Origin of the sequence: Micromonospora sp. NPDC049047, from assembly GCF_040649135.1 — a bacterium.
In the GTDB taxonomy this organism is placed as follows: domain Bacteria; phylum Actinomycetota; class Actinomycetes; order Mycobacteriales; family Micromonosporaceae; genus Micromonospora.
Window position 1 is genome coordinate 70,081 of the sequence record NZ_JBEZEY010000027.1, and the last position, 19,888, is coordinate 89,968.

The window sequence follows — 19,888 nt, forward strand, 5'->3', positions numbered from 1 at the left end:
CGAAACGCCGAGCCCGCCCGGCCGCGCACACAGAGCGGCCCCCGTCGCCGCTGTCGCGGACGGGGGCCGGCTGCGGGCGGATCAGGTGGCGCTGATCGTGCCGGTCATCAGCAGAGCGAGGACCAGGGTGCCCAGCGCGACCCGGTACAGCACGAAGACGTACAGGGTGTGGTGGGCGACGTAGCGCAGCAACCAGGCGATGGCCGCGTACCCGATGCCGAAGGCGATCACGGTGGCCACGATCGTCTGCGCCACTGTGGGCACCGAGGTGCCCGGGGCGGACGGCTCGAAGACGTCCCCGAGGCTGAACACCCCGGACATCACCACCGCCGGGATGGCCAGCAGGAAGGAGTACCGTGCCGCCGCCTCCCGGGTGAGGTTGAGCAGCAGACCGGCGGTGAGCGTGCCCCCGGAGCGGGACACCCCGGGGACCAGCGCCATCGCCTGGGCGAAACCCATGACGATGCCGTCCTTCATCCGGAAGTTCTCCAGGGTGCGGGTCTGCCGCCCCCAGTACTCCGCGAACGCCAGCACGAAGGCGAACACGATCAGCGTGGTCGCCACCACCCAGAGGTTGCGCCCGGCGGTCTTGATCTGGTCCTTGAACAGGAAACCGAACAGCCCGATCGGGATCGAGCCGACGATCACGTACCAGCCCATCCGGTAGTCCAGGCTGGAACGCACCGACGTGTCCCGCAGGCCGACCAGCCAGGTGCGGGTGATCCGCCAGATGTCCTTGGCGAAGTAGATCAGCACTGCCGCTTCGGTGCCGAGCTGGGTGACCGCGGTGAACGACGCGCCGGCGTCCCGGTCGAAGAAGATCGCCGAGGTGATCCGCAGGTGCCCCGACGAGCTGACCGGCAGGAACTCGGTAAGACCCTGGACGATGCCCAGGACAATGGCTTCAACCCAGGTCACTCGCCGACTCCCGACAGATCAAGTGCCTCGGCGACGGTACGCAGGGTCTGCACACCACTGTCCCGGTCGGCCACGAACAAACTCACCGACAGCGTGGTGACGCCGGCGGCGGCGTACTCCCGCATCCGCTCAGCGACCCGCTCCTTCGGGCCGAGCAGCGAGGTGCGGTCGATGAACTCCATGGGTACGGCGGCGGCGGCGTCGCGCTGCCGCTTGGCCAGGTACAGCTCCTGCACCTCGCGGGCGGCGTCGCCGTAACCCATCCGGGTGGCGAGCTGGTTGTAGAAGTTCTGCTCACGGCTGCCCATGCCGCCCACGTACAGCGCGGCGTACCAGCGGACCAGTTCGGCGCAGGAGGCGACGTCGTCGCCGATCACGACGGGCACCGAGGGCACCACGTCGAACCCGGCCAGTTCCTTGCCGATCTTGGCCCGTCCGGCCCGGACCGAGGCGAGCTGCTCCTCGGCGAACTCCGGGGCGTAGAACACCGCCAACCAGCCGTCGGCGATCTCACCGGCCAGCTCCAGGTTCTTCGGACCCACCGCGGCCAGATAGATCGGTATCCGCTCGCGTGGCGGGTGGAAGCCCAGGCGAAGGGCCTTGCCGGGGCCGTCCGGCAGCGGCAGCGTGTAGTGCTGCCCGTCGTACGCCACCTCCTTGCGGGCGATCGCCAACTTCACGATGTCGACGAACTCCCGGGTCCGGGAGAGTGGCTTGGCGAACCGCACACCGTGCCAGCCCTCGGAGACCTGCGGGCCGGAGACGCCCAGGCCGAGCCGGAACCGGCCGCCGGAGAGCGCGTCGATGGTGGCGGCGGTCATGGCGGTGGCGGCCGGCGTTCGGGCCGGGATCTGCATCACCGCCGCGCCCACGTCGATCCGTTCGGTCTGGCCGGCCATCCAGGCGAGCATGCTTGGCGAGTCGGAGCCGTAGGCCTCCGCCGCCCACACCACCGAATAGCCCAGCCGGTCCGCCTCCTGGGCCAGCGCCAGGTGGTCGGCCGGTGTGCTCCATGCGGTCTGGTATCCAAGACTGAGCCCGAGTCGCACTGGTCCTCCCCCATCCGTGGCACAGGTCGCACCAGGTTACGCAATGCCGAAAACGGACTCGATCACCGGCTCGACACCTTCGCTCCCCCCTCCGTCGGGGCAGCCCAGGCCGACGGAACCGGCAGAGATACGGGAGCGAGGATATCCGTGGCGGCAGGTTCGAAATAAGGTTCACCCATGCAACAGCGACCGCTCGGCCGAAGCGGGCTGGCGGTTTCCCGGCTCGCGCTCGGCACCATGACCTGGGGCCGGGACACCGACGCCGACGACGCGGCCGCCCAGCTGAAGAGTTATCTGGACGCGGGCGGCAACCTGATCGACACCGCCGACGTGTACGGCGACGGCGACGCCGAGTCGGTGATCGGCTCCCTGCTGGGCACCCTGGTGCCCCGCGACGACCTGCTGATCGCCACGAAGGCGGGGTTGCGTCCGGGCAGTGGCCGACGGCGCGACGGCTCCCGGGGGCACCTGCTGCGCACGCTGGACGCCTCGCTGCGCCGGCTCGGCACCGACCACGTCGACCTGTTCCAGGTGCACGGGTACGACCCGGACACCCCGCTGGAGGAGACGCTTGCCGCACTCGACCAGGCGGTGGCCAGCGGCAAGGTCCGCTACGTCGGGGTGTCGAACTTCTCCGGCTGGCAGACCGCACGGGCCGCCGCCTGGCAGACCGCCTGGCCGGGGCGGGCACCGGTGGTCGCCAGCCAGGTGGAGTACTCCCTGCTGGAGCGGGGCGTGGAGCGGGAGGTGCTGCCCGCGTGCGACGCGCTCGGCCTCGGCCTGCTGCCGTGGTCACCGCTGGGTCGGGGGGTGCTCACCGGCAAGTACCGGCACGGCCGCCCGGCAGACTCCCGAGCCGCGTCGCCGCACTTCGAGCGGTTCGTCTCGACGTACCTGGAGCCGCGCTGCTCGAGCATCGTGGAGGCGGTGGCCACCGCGGCCGGCGGGCTGGGGGTCTCGCCGCTGGAGGTGGCGTTGGCCTGGGTCCGGGACCGACCGGGGGTGACCGCCCCGATCCTCGGCGCGCGGACCGTCGGGCAGCTGCTCGGCGCGCTCTCCGTGGAACGGATCACACTGCCCGAGGAAATCACCACGGCGCTCGACGACGTCTCGGCGGTGCCGGTGGGCTACCCCGAGCGCGACGGGTGACCAGCCCGCCCGGTCGGGGCCGACCCGCCGCCCGGGTCAGGACGTCGGGCGGCGGCTCCCAGGGTGCGGCGTCACGGCGTCGGGCAGCCGCGTCACGGCGTCGGGCGGTTGCCGGGCAGGTCCTGGATCGCGGTCAGGAAACGTGACTGGTCGTCGCGGAGCGCGGGCTGGGTGAGCCGGATCCAGGAACCGTCGTCGAAGAAGACGGTGGAGGCGAGCTGCACGAGCCCGCTCGCGCCGCGCTCCGAGTCGACCCGGGCCACCCGGCTGCGCGGCACACTCCAGAGCACCCGCGGTTGCCGCCGGTCCGGCCGGTCGGGGTCGGGCCGCACCCCCATCCGCAGCAGGTGCAGGTGGGTGTCGGTCACCGCCAGCGGCGTACCCGTGTAGCGCTCCAGGAAGAGCAGGAGGCTGCCGGCGAGGGTGGCGAGGTCACCGCTGAAGACGTACCGACGGCGGTAGGCGATCTCGGCCAACTGGTCGGCCAACGGGCGGTACAGGCTGAGCCGGAACAGCGCCCGGAACGCCTCCTGCTCCTCGGTGAGCGGGATCGGCACCCGCTCGGCGGGTTGGTGCGGCGGATCCGGCTGCGGCTCGGCAGTCTCCGGCAGCCCGGCCGCGACGGCAGCCGCCCGGCCCGGCAGCAGCAGCACGCCTGCGGCCAGCCGCACCGGCGTCAGCACCGCGTCCACCCAGACCACCGGGTTGACGATGTTGAGCAGCCCGAACAGCAGCTTCGGGTCGAGCTGGTCGACGAATTGGTCGGCCATCACCTCGGCGAGCTGCCGGCCCGCCTTGTGCGTGTCCGGAGCGCGGACCGGCGCGAGGCCCACGTAGCGCAGTTGCTGGCCGGGCAGCAGCGGCGCCACCAGGGCACGTTCGGGTTCGTCGCTGGTGCGGAACTCGTCACGCAACTCCCGGGCCTTGTCCCGGGCGACCCGCGCGCCGCCGAGCACCGCGTCGGTGAACCGACCCAGCCGGCCCCGCTCCCCTGCCGTCACGTGTTCCTCCTACCGGCCCGCCGGCTGACCCGCCGGCGGCTGCCCGAAGACATTCTGGTCGATCCAGTCGGCGCCGCCCTGCACCGCCTGGTCGACCCGGTCGCCGATCTGCTCGCTGCCCGGCACGGAGAGGCCACTGGTCAGTGCGACAGTCCCCCAGGTGACGCCGTGCAGCACCGAGTTCGGCACGTTCCACGGCAGGTTGGTCGCCCAGTCCCGGGCGATCACCCGGGCGCCGTCGGCGACACCGTGCGCCCGCAGCGCGGCGGCCCGGTCGAGGGCACCCATGTCGAACGGGGAACCGGACTTGCCCAGCTTGTAGGTGCCCTTGGTGGGGTCGAGGAACTTGTGGTGCCACTTGTCGAGCTTGCCGGCGGCGCGGCGCTTGTCGGCGTACTTCTTGCCGGTGCGCAGCGCCTTCTGCATGTCGACCAGCTTGTCCAGGTGCGCCCGCAGCTTGCGCAGGTACAGCAGGACCCGCTGGAGCAGGCGGATGACCTTCTGCAGGTGCACAGCGAGCGGCCGGATGACCTTCAACATCCGGGTGACCACGATCAGGCCCCTGGTGACGGCCACGCCCACCCCGGCGGCCCAGGACGCGCCCATCGTGACCGGCGCCATCAGCAACGCCGTCACCAACGTCACCAGGAGAAAGTTGACGAACTCCACGCAGATGTCGACGAGCACGTCGTGCACGGTCTGCAGGCCGTCGGCGACACTGCGCAGGTACTCCGCCGTCGCGGCGAACTGTTCGGCGACGTCGAGCAGTTGCTGCTCCACGTCGGCCAACCGCTGGCCGTACGCCACGCCGGACGGTGAGCGCCACCCGGTCTGCGCGGACTCCCGCGTCCCGCGGTGTGTTTGCGCCAGCTCACGCACATGCCCGGCCAGCGCGTCCCACTCGGCGGCCTTGGCGCGCAGCACGGCGGGCTCGCCGTCGACCAGGTCGACGAGTTGGATCAGCGGCCAGGCCAGGGTCCGACAGACGCTGTCCACAGCGTCCTGCACACCGGAGAGCGCGTTGTCGAGGCCGTTCCACAGTTGGACTGCGCTGCCTGCCGGGCCGCTCACCCGGGCAGCCCCGACTGGATGGCCTTGAACCCGGCGTCGAGATCCCGCTCGTTGACCTCGTACGCCTCGCCCGTGTCGCCCAGCGCCGTGGCGACCCGCTCGAACGCGGCGTTCGCGGCGGCGAACAGCTCCTTACCGCCGGTGACCTGCTCGGCGTACTTGTCGCGCAACATGTCGCTGGCGAACGGCAGGTGCCCGAAGGCGTCCGACGGCACGTCGCCGGCCGAGGTGATCTGCGCCTCCAGCGCGGCGAGCGAGCCGGCGACCCGCTTGGCGACTGTCTCCAGTCGACGGACCGCCTGCACGTCGACCTCAATGTCCGGCGGCATGCCGTTCCTCCCCCCAGGTGTCGAGCGCACCGACGATACGATCTCCGGGCCGCCGGCACCACCCGGTCGCACGTTCCACTGGGGAGGAACCTCATGACGGACCCGTCGTCCGCGTTCGACGCGCTCGCCGGGCGGATCGCCGACATCGAGCGCCGGTTCGCGGGCCTCCGCGACGACCTGGCCGAGCTCTCCGGCACCGCTGCTGACGAGAGCGGGCTGGTCTCGGCGACAGTCGACGCCACCGGGGCGCTGACCGGCCTCACCCTCGCGCCCGCAGCCCTGCGCGCGGGCACGGAGGGGGTGGCCGAGCTGGTGCTCGACGCGTACCGGCGGGCTCGTGAGGTCGCCTCCGCGCACGTCGAGGAGCACACCGAGGGGTTGGACGTCACGCTCGGCGCGGGGCTCGGCGACCTGTTCGGCACACCTGGCGATTTCTCGGCGTTCGGCCGGCTGGAGGAGACAGTCGCCCGGCTCGGGCGGATGGACGACCGCCTGCCCGGCCCACCGGCGTGACGTCGCCGACCTGGCCGGAGATCGTCAGCCGGCTACGGGACACGGTGGCCCGCTGCGACCGGGACACCGACCTGGAGCTGTCCGCCGGTCCGCGCGGGATCCGGCTGCTGGTGCGCCGCGAGGTGGTGCGGGTGATCTGCCCCGGCCACGACGAGGCACGCCTGGCCGCGCTCGGCTGGCACCGCCCGAGCGGCGACGAGGGCTGGTGGCACGAGGCACCCCGCACCCCCGACCAGGTGGAGCGGCTCAGTGCGTTCGTGACCCGTACCGCCGCCGAGGTGTTGACCGACGAGCCCGGGGCGCTCTCCTGCCGCGTGTTGCCCCCCGCAGCCCGGCCGGGGTCGGCGAGCCGGCCGGCTGCCGCCCGGTCGACGCCCGCCGAGCAGGTACCGGCCGAGCAGATGCCCGCCGAGCCGGCGGTGGTGGCGGTGCTCGCCGCGGCGGCCGAACGGCGTGACCTGCCCGGCTACCTCGGAGTGCTGGCCGGCGCCACGGTGTGCGTACCGCTGGCTGCGCAACCGGCGGCGGACGCCGACTTCCCGTGGACGGTGGTTGGCGACGCGACAGGCGAGCCACTGCTGCCGGTCTTCACCTCACCCCGGACGCTCAGCGCGTTCGCCGGGGACGGCGTGCCGTTTCTCGCGCTGCCCTGCGCCGAACTGTTCGAGGACTGGCCGGACCGGTCGTGGGGGCTGGCGGTCGACCCGGGCAGCGCCCGGGCGGTCACGCTGCCCGCGTCGGGGCTCGCCGCTCTGTTGACGGCGAACGTCCCCGCCAGCTGACCCGCTGCCCAGCCCAGACGATGCGTCGCAGGGTGGCACGAACCGCCCAGGTCAGCGTCGTTGGTCACTCCGAAGGGGGTGGCGAATGGCCGCTGGGCTGGGCAGCATGGATGGCATGGACTACGAATACGCGCCGCTGCGGTTGCCGCCGAACGTCGACCGGCTGACCGCCGCGGCGCAGTTGGCGATCCAGGCGGAGTTCTCCGGATGGGAGTTGGCCCGGGTGCGGCTGTACCGCGACGGGACCCGGCAGGTGGTGCTGCGTCGCCGGCGGGTCAACCAGCCGCAGCCGGGCCTGTCGTACTGAACGGGCCGTGACGCCCGGGGCCCGTGCGGGCCCCGGGCCGTCTCACCTAGTGCTGGTGCCCGGCGTGGTCGTGGTCGTCGTCGAGCTCCAGGAAGGGATGCTCGTCGAGCCGGCCGACCAGCCGGTCGTCGACCGCCGGCTGGAACGGGCCGACCGCGTCGTCGTCGTCGAACGACTCCAGGTCGACAGGGGTGCCCACCTCGCTGACCATCACCACCCCGTCGAGGGGCTCCAACTCGGGGACGTCGAGCGCGCCGAGCGAGCCGTCGCCGCTCTGCAGCAACTCGAGCACCGCCTCGCCGACACCCTCCACCGGCGCCGGCTCGTCGTCCTCCGGGGTGCCCTCGCGGCGGGCCGCCTCGGCCACCCGCAGCAGCGCGGCGACGCTCGGCACCCGGTAGTCGCGACGCTGCCGCACCGAGATCACCCGCGGGTGCGGGTCGCTGGCCTCGGAGCCCTCCGGGCCGCCGAAGCGCTCGTCGGCCTCGTCCGGGTCGATCGAGTCGACATCCCACGGCGTCACCTCACCGAAGGCGTCGAGCAACCGCTCGTCGTAGGCGAAGGAGGCGTTGTTCAACGCCACGTACGCCTGCCAGACGTCGTCGTCGTCGACGCGGCCCTGCGCGGCGCGTACGGCGGCCAGGTGGTGGCGGGCCGCTTCGATCACCCGCTCGAGAGCGGCGTCCAGCTCACCGTGCTGGTCGGTCATGTGGGGCAGTCCCTTCACGTTGGGGAGGTCGCGCGCCGAATGCAGCGTCGGGCGCGGCTAGCAGGTGCGGAGGAACCGGTCGAGAACCCGCACGCCGAACTGTAGTCCGTCGACCGGAACGCGCTCGTCGATGCCGTGGAACAGGGCGGAGAAGTTGAGGTCGGCGGGCAGCCGCAGCGGGGCGAACCCGAAGCAGCGGATGCCGAGCTGGGAGAACGCCTTGGCGTCGGTGCCGCCGGAGAGCATGTACGGGACCGGTCGCGCGCCCGGGTCCTCGGCGCGCAACGCCGCCGACATGGCCTCGACCAGGTCGCCGTCGAAGGTGGTCTCCAGGGCCGGCTGCCGCTGGATGTACTCGATGGCGATGTCCGGGCCGATCAGCTCACGCAGCTGCCGCTCCAGCAGCTCGGACTGGCCGGGCAGGCTGCGGCAGTCGATGGTGGCGGTGGCCCGGCCGGGGATGACGTTGTCCTTGTAGCCGGCGCCGAGCCGGGTCGGGTTCGCGGTGTTGCGGATGGTCGCGCCGATGATGTTGGCGATCGGGCCGAGCTTGGCGATGGCCGTCTCCGGGTCCTCCGGGTCCAGTTCGACGCCGAGCAGGTCGGAGACCTCCTCCAGGAAGGCCCGCACGGTGTCGGTGACCACCACCGGGAAGCGGTGCCGGCCGATCCGGGCGACCGCCTCGGCCAGGGCGGTGACGGCGTTGTCGTCGTGCACCATCGAACCGTGCCCGGGGCGCCCCTTGGCGTGCAGCCGCAGCCAGTCGATGCCCTTCTCGGCGGTCTCGATCAGGTAGAGCCGCTGGCTGTCGTTCACCGAGTAGGAGAAACCACCCACCTCACCGATCGCCTCGGTGCAGCCGTCGAAGAGGTCCCGGTGGTCGTCCACCAGGAACCGCGCCCCGTAGTCGCTGCCCGCCTCCTCGTCGGCGGTGTACGCGAGCACGATGTCCCGCGGCGGCCGTACGCCGGTGCGCTGCCAGTGCCGCACCACGGCGAGCACCATCGCGTCGAAGTCCTTCATGTCGATGGCGCCGCGGCCCCAGAGGTAGCCGTCGCGCAGCTCGCCGGAGAACGGGTGCACCGACCACTCGTCGGCGTCGGCGGGCACCACGTCCAGGTGGCCGTGCACAAGGAGCGCGCCCCGACTCGGGTCGGTGCCGGGGATGCGGGCCACCACATTCGCCCGGCCCGGCGCGGACTCGTGCAGGACGGACTCGACGCCCACCTCGGCGAGCTTCTCCGCCACGTACTCGGCGGCGAGGCGCTCGCCGACGCTCGTGTCGTTGTCCCCGGTGTTCGTGGTGTCGATGCGCAGCAGGTCGCGGCAGAGGTCCACGACCTCTGCGTTGGGGTCGGGTCGGGCGGAGGCCGCATCGCTCGTCATCGCCTCTTCATACCAGTCGACGCTGGCCGACCGGCCGGCGCACCGGTGCGGACGGGCCGCCGTACCGGTGTCCCCGGGCCGATGCATCGACGGGACCGGTTTCGCCGCGGCCGGGTTCGGGTACCGCCGCCCACGACCGCATCCCTGCCGGAGCTTTCGCCCGCCAGTCGAGGAGGGCACCATGTCCGCCGTTCCCCTGCCGCCGCTGCCGCCCGCGCCCGCACCCGAGGAGGGCTACCGGCCCGGTGGCCGCAACATCGCCGACGTCGTCGACCGGGAGCACCGTCAACTGTTGGCGCTGCTGGACCAGCTGACCGGCCCGGACACCACGCCGCAGGAGGGGCTGCCGGTGCTCACCGCCGCGCTGTCGCGGCACCTGTCCGCCGAGGAGCAGTACCTGCTGCCGGCGGTCCGCGCCGCGTTGCCCGACGCGACCGAGCGGGTGGACGCCGAGATCGCCGCCGACGGCGGCCTGTTGAACGCCCTGAAGGGTCTGACCGACGAGGCGCTCACCGACGTCGCCGAGCGGGTTCGTCAGCACGTCGACGGGGTGGGCGCGCTCGTCACCGAGCTGCGGGCGGTCGCGACCGAGGAGGAGCTGATCCGACTGGGCAACCGGTTGGAGATCGCCGAGGAGGCGGCACCGACCCGACCGCACCCGGGCACTCCGGCCACGCCGCCGTGGAACCGGATCGTCGAGCCGGCGGTCGGGGTGGTGGACAAGATGCTCGACGCGGTGACCCGCCGGCCCACGTACCTGGCGGACCTGCCGGAGTCACCGCGGGACTGAGCGCGGCGGCGATTCCGAGATGCATTCATTATCACCGATCCGCTCAGGCTATTCCGCCGACTGACCGGTAGTCCTACCGTCACGGTATGAACCTGGAGCTGCGTCACCTGCGGGTGGTCTGCGCGATCGCGGAGACGGGGAGTGTGACGAAGGCGGCGTCGGCGCTCGGCCTGGCCCAGCCGGCGCTCACCGCCCAACTCCAGCGCATCGAACGGACCCTGGGCGGCCCGCTGTTCGACAGGGACCGGCGCGGCGCCCGGCCCACCGCGCTCGGTGAGCTGGTGCTGGCGCGGGCCCGGGTGCTGCTGCCGGCGATGAAGGGGTTGCAGGACGAGGCGGCCCGGCTGGCCGGGGCCGGCGACGCGCCGCCGTGCTACCGGTTCGGGGGCGTGAACAGCCCCATCCTGGGCCGGATGGTGCACCGCCTGGCGGCCGAGCAGCCGCCCGCCCAGATCACCACGTTGGCCTCCTGGTCGGTGGACGAGTTGGCGCAGTTGGTGGCGGGCGGCCGACTGGACTTCGCCCTCACCGGGGTGTGCGGCGACGCCAGCCCGTCGGCGGGGTTCGGCTTGAGCTGGCAGGAGGTGGCCATAGACCCGGTGCTGGTGCTGCTGCCGGAGACGCACCCGCTCGCGGCGCACGACGAGGTGCGCCTGGCCGACCTGCGCCACGAACAGTGGGTGGCCGCCCCGGGTGACGGCTGCTTCAGCGACTGTTTCGCCACCGCCTGCGCCCGCGCCGGTTTCACCCCCCGGAAGGTGTACGAGACCGACATCCGCGGCTGCGTCGACCTGGTCGACGCCGGGGTGGCGGTGGCGCTGTGCCAGGCCACGTTCCGTCCGGTGGCCGGGCTGGTGACCCGCCGCCTCGCCGGCATACCGCTGCGCTGGCGGCTCCTGCTCGGCTGGCACCCGGACTCCCCCGCCGCCCGGGAGGCCGACCGGATGTTGGAGACGGCGAAGGCGGCGTACGTCGACTCGTTGGCCCCGCATCCCGAGTACCTGGACTGGCTGCTGCGCCATCCGGCGTTCGGCGTCCGGCAACCCAGCGGGGTCCGGCCGGGCTGAGCGGGAGGTAACCGGCCCGTGGCGGTGCGAACCGCCGTTGGCCGGGTATCTGGCGGACATGACCGACCTCTACCCGCCCGCCGACGACCGGGAACTGCTCCGCGCGGCGGCCGCCGCGCACACCGCCGCCACCCGTGCGGTGGAGGCGTTCCTGCGCCGCCTGCCGCAGGTGCCCGACCCGGCCGCCGTCACCGAGTACGCCAACCTGCTCACCCGGGAGGACCAGACCCGCGCCGACCGCGACGCCGCCGCCGACGCGGCGGGGCTGACCATCGCCAGCCTGGAACCGGACCAGGGCCAGTAGACCAGCGCGACGGTGCCGTTCCCGGTGGGACGGCACCGTCGCGCGTGGCGTCGGTCAGCGTTCGACGAGCGGGTCGTGACCCAGGTCGAGCAGGGAGTGCCGCCAGTCGTCGTCGGCGTTGCCGCGCGACGGCTTGGCGTCCATCAGCTCGCGGATCCGCTCGACCGCCTCCCGCATCACCTCGATGTCCTCCGGGGTGAGGTCGACCTTGCGCTTGTTGAGCACCTTGAGGATCTCCCGGCCCGGCTGGGGCAGGTCGAGGTTCGGGTTCGGGCTGAACGAGTCCTCCCCGGAACCCCGGGTCAACAACCACGTCCGCAGCTGCTCCGACGGAACGTTGACCTCGGCGTGGAAGTCCTCCCAGAGCACTTCCACCTCGGGGTCGAGCCGCGCTTCGCGTACCATCAGGTCTCCTCTCCGGGCGGTTTCCCGGACGTCTCCGGGTCGTCCTGGTCGGTCTTGGGATGCAGGCCCTCCGCGGGCACCCGGGTACGGCGGGGGTTCGCGGTGGGCGACGCCAGGATCGGGTCGGGATGGTCGTCCTCGTCCCGGGGTTTCGTGGGCTCGGGCGGGTCCTCGTGTTCGTCTCGTCGTGCCGGCCCGCTCATCGTGGGTGGGTGGTCGTGGCGGCGGTGTACCCGCGCTCCCCCGCGCTCACCTCGAAGGTGAGCGCGCCGTCGCGGACGTCCACGGTGACCTTCTGCCCTGGTGAGATCGCCGACTCCAGCAGCATCCGGGACAGGTGGTTGTCCACCTCCCGCTGGATCACCCGGCGCAGCGGGCGGGCACCGAACTCCGGCTGGTAGCCGTGCTCGGCGAGCCAGTCGATGCCGGCGGTGGTGAACTCCACCTGGAGATCCTGGGCGTGCATGCGACGCCGGGTCTCCTCCAGCAGCAGCGCGGTGATGTCGCGCAACTGCTCGGCCTCCAGCCGGCGGAAGATGATGACCTCGTCGATGCGGTTGAGGAACTCGGGGCGGAAGTTCTCCTGCAGGCGGCGCATCAGCCGCTCCCGCAACTCGTTGCTCTCCTGCTCGCTGCCGACGTCCCCGGTGCCGAAGCCGACCGAACGCTGGGCGCCGGTGATCAGCTCCGAGCCGAGGTTGCTGGTCATGATCAGGACGGTGTTCTTGAAGTTGACGGTGCGCCCCTGGCTGTCGGTCAGCCGACCGTCGTCGAGCACCTGGAGCAGGATGTTGAACACGTCGGGGTGGGCCTTCTCGATCTCGTCGAGCAGCACCACCGCGTACGGGCGGCGACGCACCGCCTCGGTGAGCTGGCCGGCTTCCTCGTAGCCGACGTATCCGGGTGGGGCGCCGACCAGCCGGCTGACCGTGTGCCGTTCCTGGAACTCGCTCATGTCCACCCGGACCATCCGGTCCGCCTCACCGAACAGCGCCTCGGCCAGGGCACGGGCCAGCTCGGTCTTGCCGACGCCGGTCGGCCCGAGGAACAGGAAGCTGCCCATCGGCCGTTCCGGGTCGGCCAACCCGGCCCGGGAGCGACGGACGGCCTCGGCGACAGCGGTCACCGCGTCGTCCTGGCCGACCACCTTCTGGTGCAGGTGCCCCTCCAGGCGCAACAGCCGGTCCCGCTCCTCCTCGGTCAGCTGGCTGACCGGGATGCCGGTGGCCCGGGAGACCACCTCGGCGATCTCCTGCGGACCCACCTCCGGCACCTGCGAAGAGGACATTCCGTCCTCGCCGTTGGCCTGGCGGATCTGCTGTTCCAGCTCGGCGATCCGGTCGCGCAGGGCGGAGGCGCGCTCGTACTGCTCGTCGGTGACTGCCTGTTCCTTGTCCCGGCGTACCTCGTCGAGTTCCTGCTCCAACTCCCGCACGTCGGACGCGGGGGTACGGGTGCGCAACCGCACCCGGGCGCCGGCCTGGTCGATCAGGTCGATCGCCTTGTCGGGCAGGAACCGGTCGGTGACGTACCTGTCGGACAGCTCGGCGGCGGCGACGAGCGCCTCGTCGGTGAACCGCACCTGGTGGTGGGCCTCGTACCTGTCGCGCAGCCCGCGCAGGATCGCGATGGTGTCGTCGACGCCGGGTTCGGGCACCAGCACCGGTTGGAAGCGCCGGGCCAGCGCGGCGTCCTTCTCGATGCTCTTGCGGTACTCGTCGAGCGTGGTCGCGCCGATCACCCGCAACTCGCCACGGGCGAGGGCGGGTTTGAGCATGTTGGACGCGTCCATCCCGCCCTCGCTGCCGGCACCGCCCGCCCCGACCAGGGTGTGGATCTCGTCCATGAAGATGATCAGCTCGTCCCGGTGTGCCCGGATCTCGTCGATCACCTTCTTCAGCCGCTCCTCGAAGTCGCCCCGGTACCGGGTGCCGGCGACCAGGCCGGCCAGGTCGAGTTGGACGACCCGCTTGCCGAGCAGGGTCTGCGGGACGTCGCCGTCGCAGATCCGTTCGGCCAGGCCCTCGACGATGGCGGTCTTGCCGACACCGGCCTCGCCGATCAGCACCGGGTTGTTCTTGGTCCGCCGGGACAGGATCTCCACGGCCTGCTCGATCTCGTCGGCCCGTCCGATCACCGGGTCGATCTGGTCGTTGCGGGCCAGATCGGTGAGGTCCTGCCCGTACTGGTCCAGGGTCGGCGTGCCGCGATCGGGCTTCGGGCCGTTCATCGGCCCGCGCTCCGCGTTGGCGGCCTGCAACGACTCGGGTTGGATCCGGCCGGCGGCAAGCATCCGCCCGGCCGGCGACTCCGGGTTGAGCGGCAGCGCCATCAGGATGTGCTCGGGGCCGATGTAGTTGGCACCCATCGCCCGGGACAGCTGGTGGGCGTCGAGCAGCGCCCGCTTGGCGGCCGGGGTCAACGACAGGTTGGGCGGCACCTCGCCGCGCGGCGCGCCGTCGCCCTTGCCGCCGAGGGCGTTGAGCAGGGTGTCCGGGTCGGCCCCGGCGCGGCGTACCAGGTCACGCAGCGGTTCGCGTTGCAGCGCCGCCCAGAGCAGGTGGTCGGTGTCCAGGTCGTTGCTGTGGCGTTGCGCGGCCCGCCGGGCCGCGTCGGCAAGCATCTCCCGGGCGTCCGCGGTCATCAGTCGGGTGATGTCGACCCGGTGCGGCGGTCGGCGCCCTCCCTCGCCCCGACCGAAGTATCTGGCCAGGAATTCGTCCCACGGGTCGGAGCCGGTGTCACCGGGTCCCATCATGTCTTACCTCCGCAGTCGGGCGCGGCACGGTCGGCAGGGGCTACCCGGCGCGCGCCCCGACAAACGCCGTGGACGGCGGCGTAGCGGCGTTCCGGCAGTGGCGTCGGGTCGAGGCCGGCCGTTGGTGGCAGGCTGGTCGGATGGATGAGACACCGCTGCTGATCGTGGACGGCGCCAACGTGGTGGGCTCCCGCCCGAACGGGTGGTGGCGTGACCGCGCCGGGGCGGCGGCCCGCCTGCGCGACTCCCTCGCCCCGGTGGCGACCGGCGGGCTGCCGGCCCGGCTGCCCGCCCCGGTGGAGGTGGTGCTGGTGGTCGAGGGGGCCGCGCGGGACGTACCCGGGACCGACGGTGTGCGGGTGGTCGCGGCCCCCGGCTCCGGTGACGACAGCGTTGTCGACCTGGTCGCGGGTGCCCCGCTGCGGCGTCGGTTGGTGGTGACCGCGGACCGGGAGCTGCGCGAGCGGGTCACCGCCCTGGGCGCGGAGGTGTACGGGCCCCGCTGGCTCCGGGATAGCTGAGAAGTTCTCGCACTGGGAGTCCCACAGAACGGACTCCCGGCACTTCCGGGGTCCTACCGGACAGGCGGGCAGGAACACCGACAGGGCGGATGTTCTTTCGCGGTGGCCGATAGGCTCTAATGGAGATCTCCCCGCCCCCAGGAGGTTCCGCCGTGGCGAGCGTCGCCGAGCTGAAGGCTGCCATCGATGTCGCCCTCCAACAGATCGGAGACGGCCAGACAGCCGTGCAGGCGGCCGGCGAGAAACTGGCCGAGGCCCAGCAGACCCTGGCCGGTGCGCTGGAGGGCAGCGGGCACGAGACGGTGGAGGCGGCCCAGGCGTCGCTGACACAGGCCAGCCAGGAGCTGGAGGAGTGTCTCGCCGCGACACTTGTCGCGGTCGAGCAGGCGCAGCTCTACGTCGCGACCCTGTAGCCGCCATGTCCATCATCGAGGACGTCGGTGGGCAGGTCCGCGCCGCCAGCGAGGAGTTCCCGCTGGCCCTGCTCGGGCAGGCCCTGGACAAGTTCGGCCTGGCCGCGGAGCGACTGCGCTGGGTCCGCCAGGAGTCGGCGAACCCGATGGGAGTGCCGGAGTTGTCCGCCGCTACCGAGCATGCCGAGAGCGCCGGCTACGCGTTGCGGGTGGCACAGGAGCAACTCTCGGCGTACCTGGCGGCGATCGGGCTGGGCGCAGACGGCGGCCCGGCGCCCCGCCCCGAGCAACGCGCTCCCCGACACGACACGCCGCCGTCCGCAGGGCCCACCGCTGTCGCGCCGGAGCCGGCCGAGCAGGTCCGCATGAGCCGCTGGTGGTCGGTGCGGGTGGCCGAGCTGACCGGCGGACGCGAGAGCACCGACGACGAACCCGACGAGCGGGTGGACGACTCCCAGGAGTTGCTGCGCCGGGTGGTGGGTGGTGTCCGCTCCGGCGACCGGGACCGGCTCCGCAAGGATCTGCGCCGGGCCCCGGCCGACGTGGGGCTGGGTATGGCGGCGCTGGCGCCGCCCCTGCTGCGCGAGCTTGCCGGTGAGCTGCTCGGGCATCCGCCGCGCGCCGCCGACCTCCCTCGACTGCGCGGGGAGCTGGACGGGCGGGTCCGCGACCTGCTGCCCGGGCTGCCGCCGCCGGTGCTGGAGACACTGCTGACCCGGGTGTGCCGGATGCCGCCGCCGCGCGCCACCGGCGAGCCACCGCACGCCGCCGACTCCGCGGTGACCGCCGGTGTGGCGACCGGGTTGCTGCTCGCCCGCCTCGGCCGGGACCTGCCCGCCGGCACGGCCCGACCAGGCGGCACGGGCCAGTCGGGCGGCACGAGCCAGTCGGGCGGCACGGGCCAGTCGGGCGGCACGGGCCAGTCGGGCCGCACGGGCCCGTCGGGCGGCACGGGCCAGTTGGGTGTGCGCCCCGCTGGTGCGGTCCGACGGCCGGCGGATACGGGTGGACAGCGCTCCGGCGGGCTGCCGGCACGCTCGGGCAGCCCGTGGCGGGACGCCCCGACTCGCCGGGGCTCCGATGGCTGACCGGCGTGGTCAACTGGCCCGGCGGATCCGGGACACCCTGGCCGAGGCGTTGGGCGCCACCCGTACCCAGCTGTCCGCCGCCCAGGCGGAGCTGACCTCCGGGCGGGAACGGCTGGCCCGGGTCCAGCGGGCGGCGGCCGCCGTACCGGAGCGGGTGGGCGCCCAGCGGGACCGACGCATCGCCGAGATCGACGCCCGCTACTCCACCCGGATCGCCGAGCTGGCCCGCAGGGCTGCCGAGGCGGCCCGGCAGGAGGCGCCCGGCTGCGCGGGGGCCGACTGGGCCCGGTGGACGCCGACACCGACCCGGCGGGCGGAACCGCCCGGCGCGCTGCGGGTCGGCACCGTCCGGATCGACGGCGTCGACCCGGTGCCGGCGCTGGTGCCGCTCCTGGACGCCGGCCACGTCCACCTCTCCGGAGACGATCGGGCCGGCTGCGACGCGGTGGTGTCGGCGTTGCTGCTGCGGGCCGCCGGCCGCGCCGAACCGGGGGCGGTACGGCTTGTCGGGTACGACCCGGAACAGCTTGGTGGCGGCCTGGCCGGGTTCGCGCCGCTGGGCACGGCGGGGCTGCTCACCTTCGTCGGCCCCGGCGGGCTTGGCGCACTGCTCGACGACCTGGTGGAGCAGATCCGCCGGATCAACGAGACGGTGCTCGCCGGCGAGTACGCCTCGCTGCGCGAGCTGGCCGCGGCGACCGGCCGACGACCCGAACCGTGGCGGGTGGCGGTGCTGCTCGGCGGCGACGAGCTGAACCGGCACGAGCGCGGCCAACTGGACCGGGTGGTACGCGCCGGCGCGGCCTGCGGGGTGCACCTGGTGGTGCACGGTGTGCCGGTGCCGGAGGACCCGACGGTGACCCGGGTGGTGGCCGAGGCCTCGGGTGCCCGGGTCGGCGGGTCGGCCGGGCTGCCGGTGCGGTTGGATCCGCCGCCGCCGCCGACGCTTGTCACCGATACCTGCCGGGAGATCGCCGCCCAGGTGAACGCGGGCCCGCCGCCGACGCCGTTCGCGGACCTGCTGCCCCCGCCCGAGCTGATGTGGCGGGAGGACTCCGCCGACGGGTTGACCGCACCTATCGGTGAGGGACCGCAGGGCCGCCCGGTTCGGCTGACGTTGGGCGACTACCCGCCGCACGCGCTGATCGGTGGGCCGTCCGGCACCGGCAAGACCAACCTGATCTTCGCGTGGATCGGCGCGCTGGCCGCCCGCTACTCCCCCGCCGAGTTGGAGTTCTACCTGCTGGACTTCAAGGAGGGGGTGTCGTTCGCGCGGTTCGCGCAGGGCCGGCGTGACCCGAGTTGGTTGCCGCACATGCGTCTGGTCGGCATCAACGTGAACACCGACCGGGAGTTCGGCCTGGCGCTGTTGCGGTTCCTCGCCGAGGAGCTGCGCCGGCGGGCCGACGCGGCCAAGAAGCACGAGGCCACCAAGCTGGCCGAGCTGCGGGCGGTCGACCCGACCGGGCACTGGCCCCGGATCGTCGCCGTGGTCGACGAGTTCCAGATGCTGCTGGCCGGTCGCGACGTGGTCGCCCGGGAGGCCGCCGACCTGCTGGAGGACCTGGCCCGGCGCGGCCGGTCGCAGGGCATCCACCTGGTGCTCGCCTCGCAGGACGTGCGCGGCATCGAGGCGCTGTGGGGTCGCCCGGCGCTCGTCGCCCAGTTCACCCTGCGTATCGCGCTACCCAAGGCGCTGCGGATCCTCGCCGAACGCAACGACGCGGCGCAGTCGCTGCCTCGCTGGCACGCGGTGGTCAACGCCGAGTCGGGCATGGTGGAGGGCAACGAGGTCGCCCGCATCCCGTCGGCAAGCGACTGGGAGACGTGGAGCGGGTTGCAGCACCGGCTGTGGCGGATGCGGCCGCCCGACGCGGCACCGGCCCGACTCTTCGACGGCGACGCGATCCCCCGGCTGGCGGACGCCCCGGACTTCCGGGCGCTCACCGCGCCCGCGGACGGGAGCGTGCCGCGCAGCCCGGTGGCCCTGCTCGGCGAGATCATCGACGTGCAGTCCCGCTCGGCGGCGCTGCGACTGCCCCGCGCCCCGGGGCGCAACCTCGCGGTGCTGGGCACCCGGGTGGACGAGGCGTGCGCGGTGCTGGACGCGGCGGCCCGGTCACTGGCCCGCCAGCACCCGCCCGGCACCGCCCGGTTCTCCATCGCCTGCCTCGACGCGGACGCCGACCCGATGGCCCGGGCCCTCTACGACGACCTGGCCGACGACGCCGCCTGGTACGACGAGGAGACGGTGGGCGAGCTGATGGCCGAGACAGCCGACGGGTTGACCGGCCCGGGTACCCCGCACTACCTGCTGCTGTTCGCTGTCGACGCGGCGGCCGGCGCGCTCGCCGCCCGGGTGGGTCGAAGCACCGGCCTGGAGCAGCTGCGCCGGATCCTGCACGACGGGCCGGAACGACGGACGCACGTGCTGGCCTGGTGGCGGGGAGTGGCCCGGATGCGCGCCGACCTCGGCGGGCCCGCTGCCCGCACCGACCAGATCGGCGCCTGGGTGGCGCTTGACGCGCACGGCGGGGAGCTGGGTTCCTCGCTCTACCCGGGCACCGGCGGCCCGGACTGGTATCCCCGCCCCTGGCGAGGGCTCTTCTTCGACCGGGCTGTCCACCGCACCGGACAGGTGATCATCCCTTATGGACCGTCGCGATGAACGAACCAGTGGCCAGTGAGACGTACGCGGCGCAGTTGCGGCGGCTGGCCGAGCTGACCGCGCGGGTGGGTGAGCAGCGCGCCGAGGCACACAGCTGGTACGAGCGGCAGTGCGCCGCTGCCGAACGGGCCGTCGCCGACGCCACCGAGCAGGTCCAGGACGCCGAGGTGGCCCTCGTCGAGGCGCGCGAGCAGCAGGAACGGGTCGACGCCGAGGTGGCGCACCTGTGGCAGCAGGTACGCGCCCGCCTGGGCGCCCGTCGTCTCGGCGGCCCGCCCGCCCCGGCGAGCGGCGACGGGGCCACCGACGCGGTGCTGCTGCTCACCCGGGCCCGGGACCTGCTCGACCGGGCCGGGCAGCCGGGTGAGCTGCCGGGTTCGGTCAACCCGCTGCTGGCGCTCTGCGGGGTGGCCGGCGCGATGCTCGCGTACGCCCTGGGGGCCGGGGCGCGGGCGTTGGGCGTCGGGTACGGCGGCGACCTGGCGGTGGGCATGCCGGTGCTGGCGCTGGTGGTGACCCTGTTCGGGCCGTTCGTCGGGCTGGTGCCGGCGCGGGTGCTGGCCGACCGTCGGCACGCGGTGCTCGGCCCCCGGCCGATCACCGTGGTGCTCGGCGCGGGCCTGCTGACCACCGCGCTGCTGCTGACCCTCGGCCGCTGAC

At 73.2% G+C, this 19,888-nt stretch carries 22 protein-coding genes; 12 read left to right on the forward strand and 10 right to left on the reverse strand.

Features of this window, described 5'->3' with window-relative positions:
• Window positions 1-81 precede the first annotated feature (81 nt).
• Complete coding sequence (locus AB0B86_RS29620) at window positions 82-918, reverse strand: undecaprenyl-diphosphate phosphatase (protein ID WP_357406298.1); 837 nt, start codon at window positions 916-918, stop codon at window positions 82-84.
• Window positions 915-1,967, reverse strand: coding sequence for an LLM class F420-dependent oxidoreductase (locus AB0B86_RS29625; protein WP_357420230.1), 1,053 nt, complete (start codon window positions 1,965-1,967; stop codon window positions 915-917). Before AB0B86_RS29625 ends, AB0B86_RS29620 begins: the two co-directional genes overlap by 4 nt.
• A gap of 177 nt (window positions 1,968-2,144) precedes the next feature.
• Between AB0B86_RS29625 and AB0B86_RS29630 the strand changes: the two genes are divergently transcribed.
• On the forward strand, window positions 2,145-3,116 hold the full coding sequence (locus AB0B86_RS29630; RefSeq protein ID WP_357420231.1) for an aldo/keto reductase: 972 nt from the start codon (window positions 2,145-2,147) through the stop codon (window positions 3,114-3,116).
• A gap of 92 nt (window positions 3,117-3,208) precedes the next feature.
• On the opposite strand, the gene AB0B86_RS29635 is transcribed toward AB0B86_RS29630, so the two are convergent.
• The 3 genes from AB0B86_RS29635 to AB0B86_RS29645 are packed head-to-tail and all read right to left on the reverse strand — an operon-like array spanning window position 3,209 to window position 5,517.
• Complete coding sequence (locus AB0B86_RS29635; RefSeq protein WP_357420232.1) at window positions 3,209-4,117, reverse strand: hypothetical protein; 909 nt, start codon at window positions 4,115-4,117, stop codon at window positions 3,209-3,211.
• Window positions 4,118-4,126: 9 nt separating this feature from the next.
• Window positions 4,127-5,188, reverse strand: coding sequence for a WXG100 family type VII secretion target (locus AB0B86_RS29640; protein ID WP_357406290.1), 1,062 nt, complete (start codon window positions 5,186-5,188; stop codon window positions 4,127-4,129).
• Window positions 5,185-5,517 (reverse strand): hypothetical protein, encoded by a 333-nt coding sequence (locus AB0B86_RS29645; protein ID WP_357406288.1) that lies wholly within the window; start codon window positions 5,515-5,517, stop codon window positions 5,185-5,187. The genes AB0B86_RS29640 and AB0B86_RS29645 overlap by 4 nt, the downstream gene beginning before the upstream one ends.
• A 93-nt stretch (window positions 5,518-5,610) precedes the next feature.
• Here AB0B86_RS29645 and AB0B86_RS29650 point away from each other — a divergent pair, with 93 nt between their 5' ends.
• The 3 genes from AB0B86_RS29650 (at window position 5,611) to AB0B86_RS29660 (ending at window position 7,119) form a co-directional block, all read left to right on the forward strand.
• On the forward strand, window positions 5,611-6,030 hold the full coding sequence (locus AB0B86_RS29650; RefSeq protein ID WP_357406286.1) for a YbaB/EbfC family nucleoid-associated protein: 420 nt from the start codon (window positions 5,611-5,613) through the stop codon (window positions 6,028-6,030).
• Window positions 6,027-6,812, forward strand: a complete 786-nt coding sequence (locus AB0B86_RS29655; RefSeq protein ID WP_357420233.1) for an SseB family protein — start codon at window positions 6,027-6,029, stop codon at window positions 6,810-6,812. The genes AB0B86_RS29650 and AB0B86_RS29655 overlap by 4 nt, the downstream gene beginning before the upstream one ends.
• A gap of 115 nt (window positions 6,813-6,927) precedes the next feature.
• Window positions 6,928-7,119 (forward strand): DUF5703 family protein, encoded by a 192-nt coding sequence (locus AB0B86_RS29660; RefSeq protein ID WP_013734349.1) that lies wholly within the window; start codon window positions 6,928-6,930, stop codon window positions 7,117-7,119.
• Between the two features lie 46 nt (window positions 7,120-7,165).
• Here AB0B86_RS29660 and AB0B86_RS29665 read toward each other — a convergent pair whose 3' ends face one another.
• Both AB0B86_RS29665 and AB0B86_RS29670 read right to left on the reverse strand, forming a co-directional pair.
• Window positions 7,166-7,828, reverse strand: coding sequence for a hypothetical protein (locus tag AB0B86_RS29665; RefSeq protein ID WP_357374921.1), 663 nt, complete (start codon window positions 7,826-7,828; stop codon window positions 7,166-7,168).
• 57 nt (window positions 7,829-7,885) lie between these two features.
• Window positions 7,886-9,214, reverse strand: coding sequence for a M20/M25/M40 family metallo-hydrolase (locus AB0B86_RS29670; RefSeq protein ID WP_357406282.1), 1,329 nt, complete (start codon window positions 9,212-9,214; stop codon window positions 7,886-7,888).
• 181 nt (window positions 9,215-9,395) lie between these two features.
• Here AB0B86_RS29670 and AB0B86_RS29675 point away from each other — a divergent pair, with 181 nt between their 5' ends.
• The 3 genes from AB0B86_RS29675 (at window position 9,396) to AB0B86_RS29685 (ending at window position 11,375) form a co-directional block, all read left to right on the forward strand.
• Entirely contained in the window at window positions 9,396-10,004 is a 609-nt protein-coding gene (locus tag AB0B86_RS29675) for a hemerythrin domain-containing protein (protein ID WP_357406280.1), read from the forward strand.
• Window positions 10,005-10,090: 86 nt separating this feature from the next.
• Window positions 10,091-11,071 (forward strand): LysR family transcriptional regulator, encoded by a 981-nt coding sequence (locus tag AB0B86_RS29680; RefSeq protein ID WP_357406278.1) that lies wholly within the window; start codon window positions 10,091-10,093, stop codon window positions 11,069-11,071.
• 58 nt (window positions 11,072-11,129) lie between these two features.
• Window positions 11,130-11,375, forward strand: a complete 246-nt coding sequence (locus tag AB0B86_RS29685) for a hypothetical protein (protein ID WP_357406276.1) — start codon at window positions 11,130-11,132, stop codon at window positions 11,373-11,375.
• 54 nt (window positions 11,376-11,429) lie between these two features.
• Here the strand turns inward: AB0B86_RS29685 and AB0B86_RS29690 are convergent, their stop codons facing one another.
• Genes AB0B86_RS29690 through AB0B86_RS29700 form a run of 3 tightly spaced genes read right to left on the reverse strand, consistent with a single transcriptional unit; the run spans window position 11,430 to window position 14,538 of the window.
• Entirely contained in the window at window positions 11,430-11,780 is a 351-nt protein-coding gene (locus tag AB0B86_RS29690; protein WP_357406274.1) for a DUF3140 domain-containing protein, read from the reverse strand.
• Window positions 11,780-11,983 (reverse strand): hypothetical protein, encoded by a 204-nt coding sequence (locus tag AB0B86_RS29695; protein ID WP_357406272.1) that lies wholly within the window; start codon window positions 11,981-11,983, stop codon window positions 11,780-11,782. The genes AB0B86_RS29690 and AB0B86_RS29695 overlap by 1 nt, the downstream gene beginning before the upstream one ends.
• A complete protein-coding gene (locus AB0B86_RS29700) occupies window positions 11,980-14,538 on the reverse strand; it encodes an ATP-dependent Clp protease ATP-binding subunit (RefSeq protein WP_357406270.1) in 2,559 nt (852 codons plus the stop codon). Before AB0B86_RS29700 ends, AB0B86_RS29695 begins: the two co-directional genes overlap by 4 nt.
• 140 nt (window positions 14,539-14,678) lie before the next feature.
• On the opposite strand from AB0B86_RS29700, the gene AB0B86_RS29705 reads away from it, so the two are divergent.
• The 5 genes from AB0B86_RS29705 to AB0B86_RS29725 all read left to right on the forward strand — a co-directional run bounded on the left by AB0B86_RS29705 (window position 14,679) and on the right by AB0B86_RS29725 (window position 19,887).
• Complete coding sequence (locus AB0B86_RS29705) at window positions 14,679-15,059, forward strand: hypothetical protein (RefSeq protein WP_357406268.1); 381 nt, start codon at window positions 14,679-14,681, stop codon at window positions 15,057-15,059.
• Between the two features lie 152 nt (window positions 15,060-15,211).
• The gene (locus AB0B86_RS29710) at window positions 15,212-15,472 is read left to right on the forward strand and encodes a hypothetical protein (RefSeq protein ID WP_030504016.1); all 261 of its coding nucleotides are present in this window, start codon (window positions 15,212-15,214) and stop codon (window positions 15,470-15,472) included.
• Between the two features lie 5 nt (window positions 15,473-15,477).
• Entirely contained in the window at window positions 15,478-16,560 is a 1,083-nt protein-coding gene (locus AB0B86_RS29715; protein WP_357406266.1) for a hypothetical protein, read from the forward strand.
• Window positions 16,553-19,228 (forward strand): FtsK/SpoIIIE domain-containing protein, encoded by a 2,676-nt coding sequence (locus AB0B86_RS29720; RefSeq protein WP_357420234.1) that lies wholly within the window; start codon window positions 16,553-16,555, stop codon window positions 19,226-19,228. Before AB0B86_RS29715 ends, AB0B86_RS29720 begins: the two co-directional genes overlap by 8 nt.
• Window positions 19,225-19,887: a hypothetical protein gene (locus AB0B86_RS29725; RefSeq protein WP_357406262.1), complete on the forward strand. Its 663-nt coding sequence runs from the start codon at window positions 19,225-19,227 to the stop codon at window positions 19,885-19,887. The genes AB0B86_RS29720 and AB0B86_RS29725 overlap by 4 nt, the downstream gene beginning before the upstream one ends.
• The last annotated feature ends 1 nt before the right edge of the window (window position 19,888 follow it).

Bases quoted from the DNA above. Each gene is read 5' to 3' on its own strand.
- AB0B86_RS29630 (WP_357420231.1), top strand. From the start codon at position 2,145: ATGCAACAGCGACCGCTCGGCCGAAGCGGGCTGGCGGTTTCCCGGCTC.
- AB0B86_RS29645 (WP_357406288.1), bottom strand. From the start codon at position 5,517: ATGCCGCCGGACATTGAGGTCGACGTGCAGGCGGTCCGTCGACTGGAG.
- AB0B86_RS29650 (WP_357406286.1), top strand. From the start codon at position 5,611: ATGACGGACCCGTCGTCCGCGTTCGACGCGCTCGCCGGGCGGATCGCC.
- AB0B86_RS29660 (WP_013734349.1), top strand. From the start codon at position 6,928: ATGGACTACGAATACGCGCCGCTGCGGTTGCCGCCGAACGTCGACCGG.
- AB0B86_RS29665 (WP_357374921.1), bottom strand. From the start codon at position 7,828: ATGACCGACCAGCACGGTGAGCTGGACGCCGCTCTCGAGCGGGTGATC.
- AB0B86_RS29670 (WP_357406282.1), bottom strand. From the start codon at position 9,214: ATGACGAGCGATGCGGCCTCCGCCCGACCCGACCCCAACGCAGAGGTC.
- AB0B86_RS29675 (WP_357406280.1), top strand. From the start codon at position 9,396: ATGTCCGCCGTTCCCCTGCCGCCGCTGCCGCCCGCGCCCGCACCCGAG.
- AB0B86_RS29680 (WP_357406278.1), top strand. From the start codon at position 10,091: ATGAACCTGGAGCTGCGTCACCTGCGGGTGGTCTGCGCGATCGCGGAG.
- AB0B86_RS29685 (WP_357406276.1), top strand. From the start codon at position 11,130: ATGACCGACCTCTACCCGCCCGCCGACGACCGGGAACTGCTCCGCGCG.
- AB0B86_RS29690 (WP_357406274.1), bottom strand. From the start codon at position 11,780: ATGGTACGCGAAGCGCGGCTCGACCCCGAGGTGGAAGTGCTCTGGGAG.
- AB0B86_RS29695 (WP_357406272.1), bottom strand. From the start codon at position 11,983: ATGAGCGGGCCGGCACGACGAGACGAACACGAGGACCCGCCCGAGCCC.
- AB0B86_RS29700 (WP_357406270.1), bottom strand. From the start codon at position 14,538: ATGATGGGACCCGGTGACACCGGCTCCGACCCGTGGGACGAATTCCTG.
- AB0B86_RS29705 (WP_357406268.1), top strand. From the start codon at position 14,679: ATGGATGAGACACCGCTGCTGATCGTGGACGGCGCCAACGTGGTGGGC.
- AB0B86_RS29715 (WP_357406266.1), top strand. From the start codon at position 15,478: ATGTCCATCATCGAGGACGTCGGTGGGCAGGTCCGCGCCGCCAGCGAG.
- AB0B86_RS29720 (WP_357420234.1), top strand. From the start codon at position 16,553: ATGGCTGACCGGCGTGGTCAACTGGCCCGGCGGATCCGGGACACCCTG.
- AB0B86_RS29725 (WP_357406262.1), top strand. From the start codon at position 19,225: ATGAACGAACCAGTGGCCAGTGAGACGTACGCGGCGCAGTTGCGGCGG.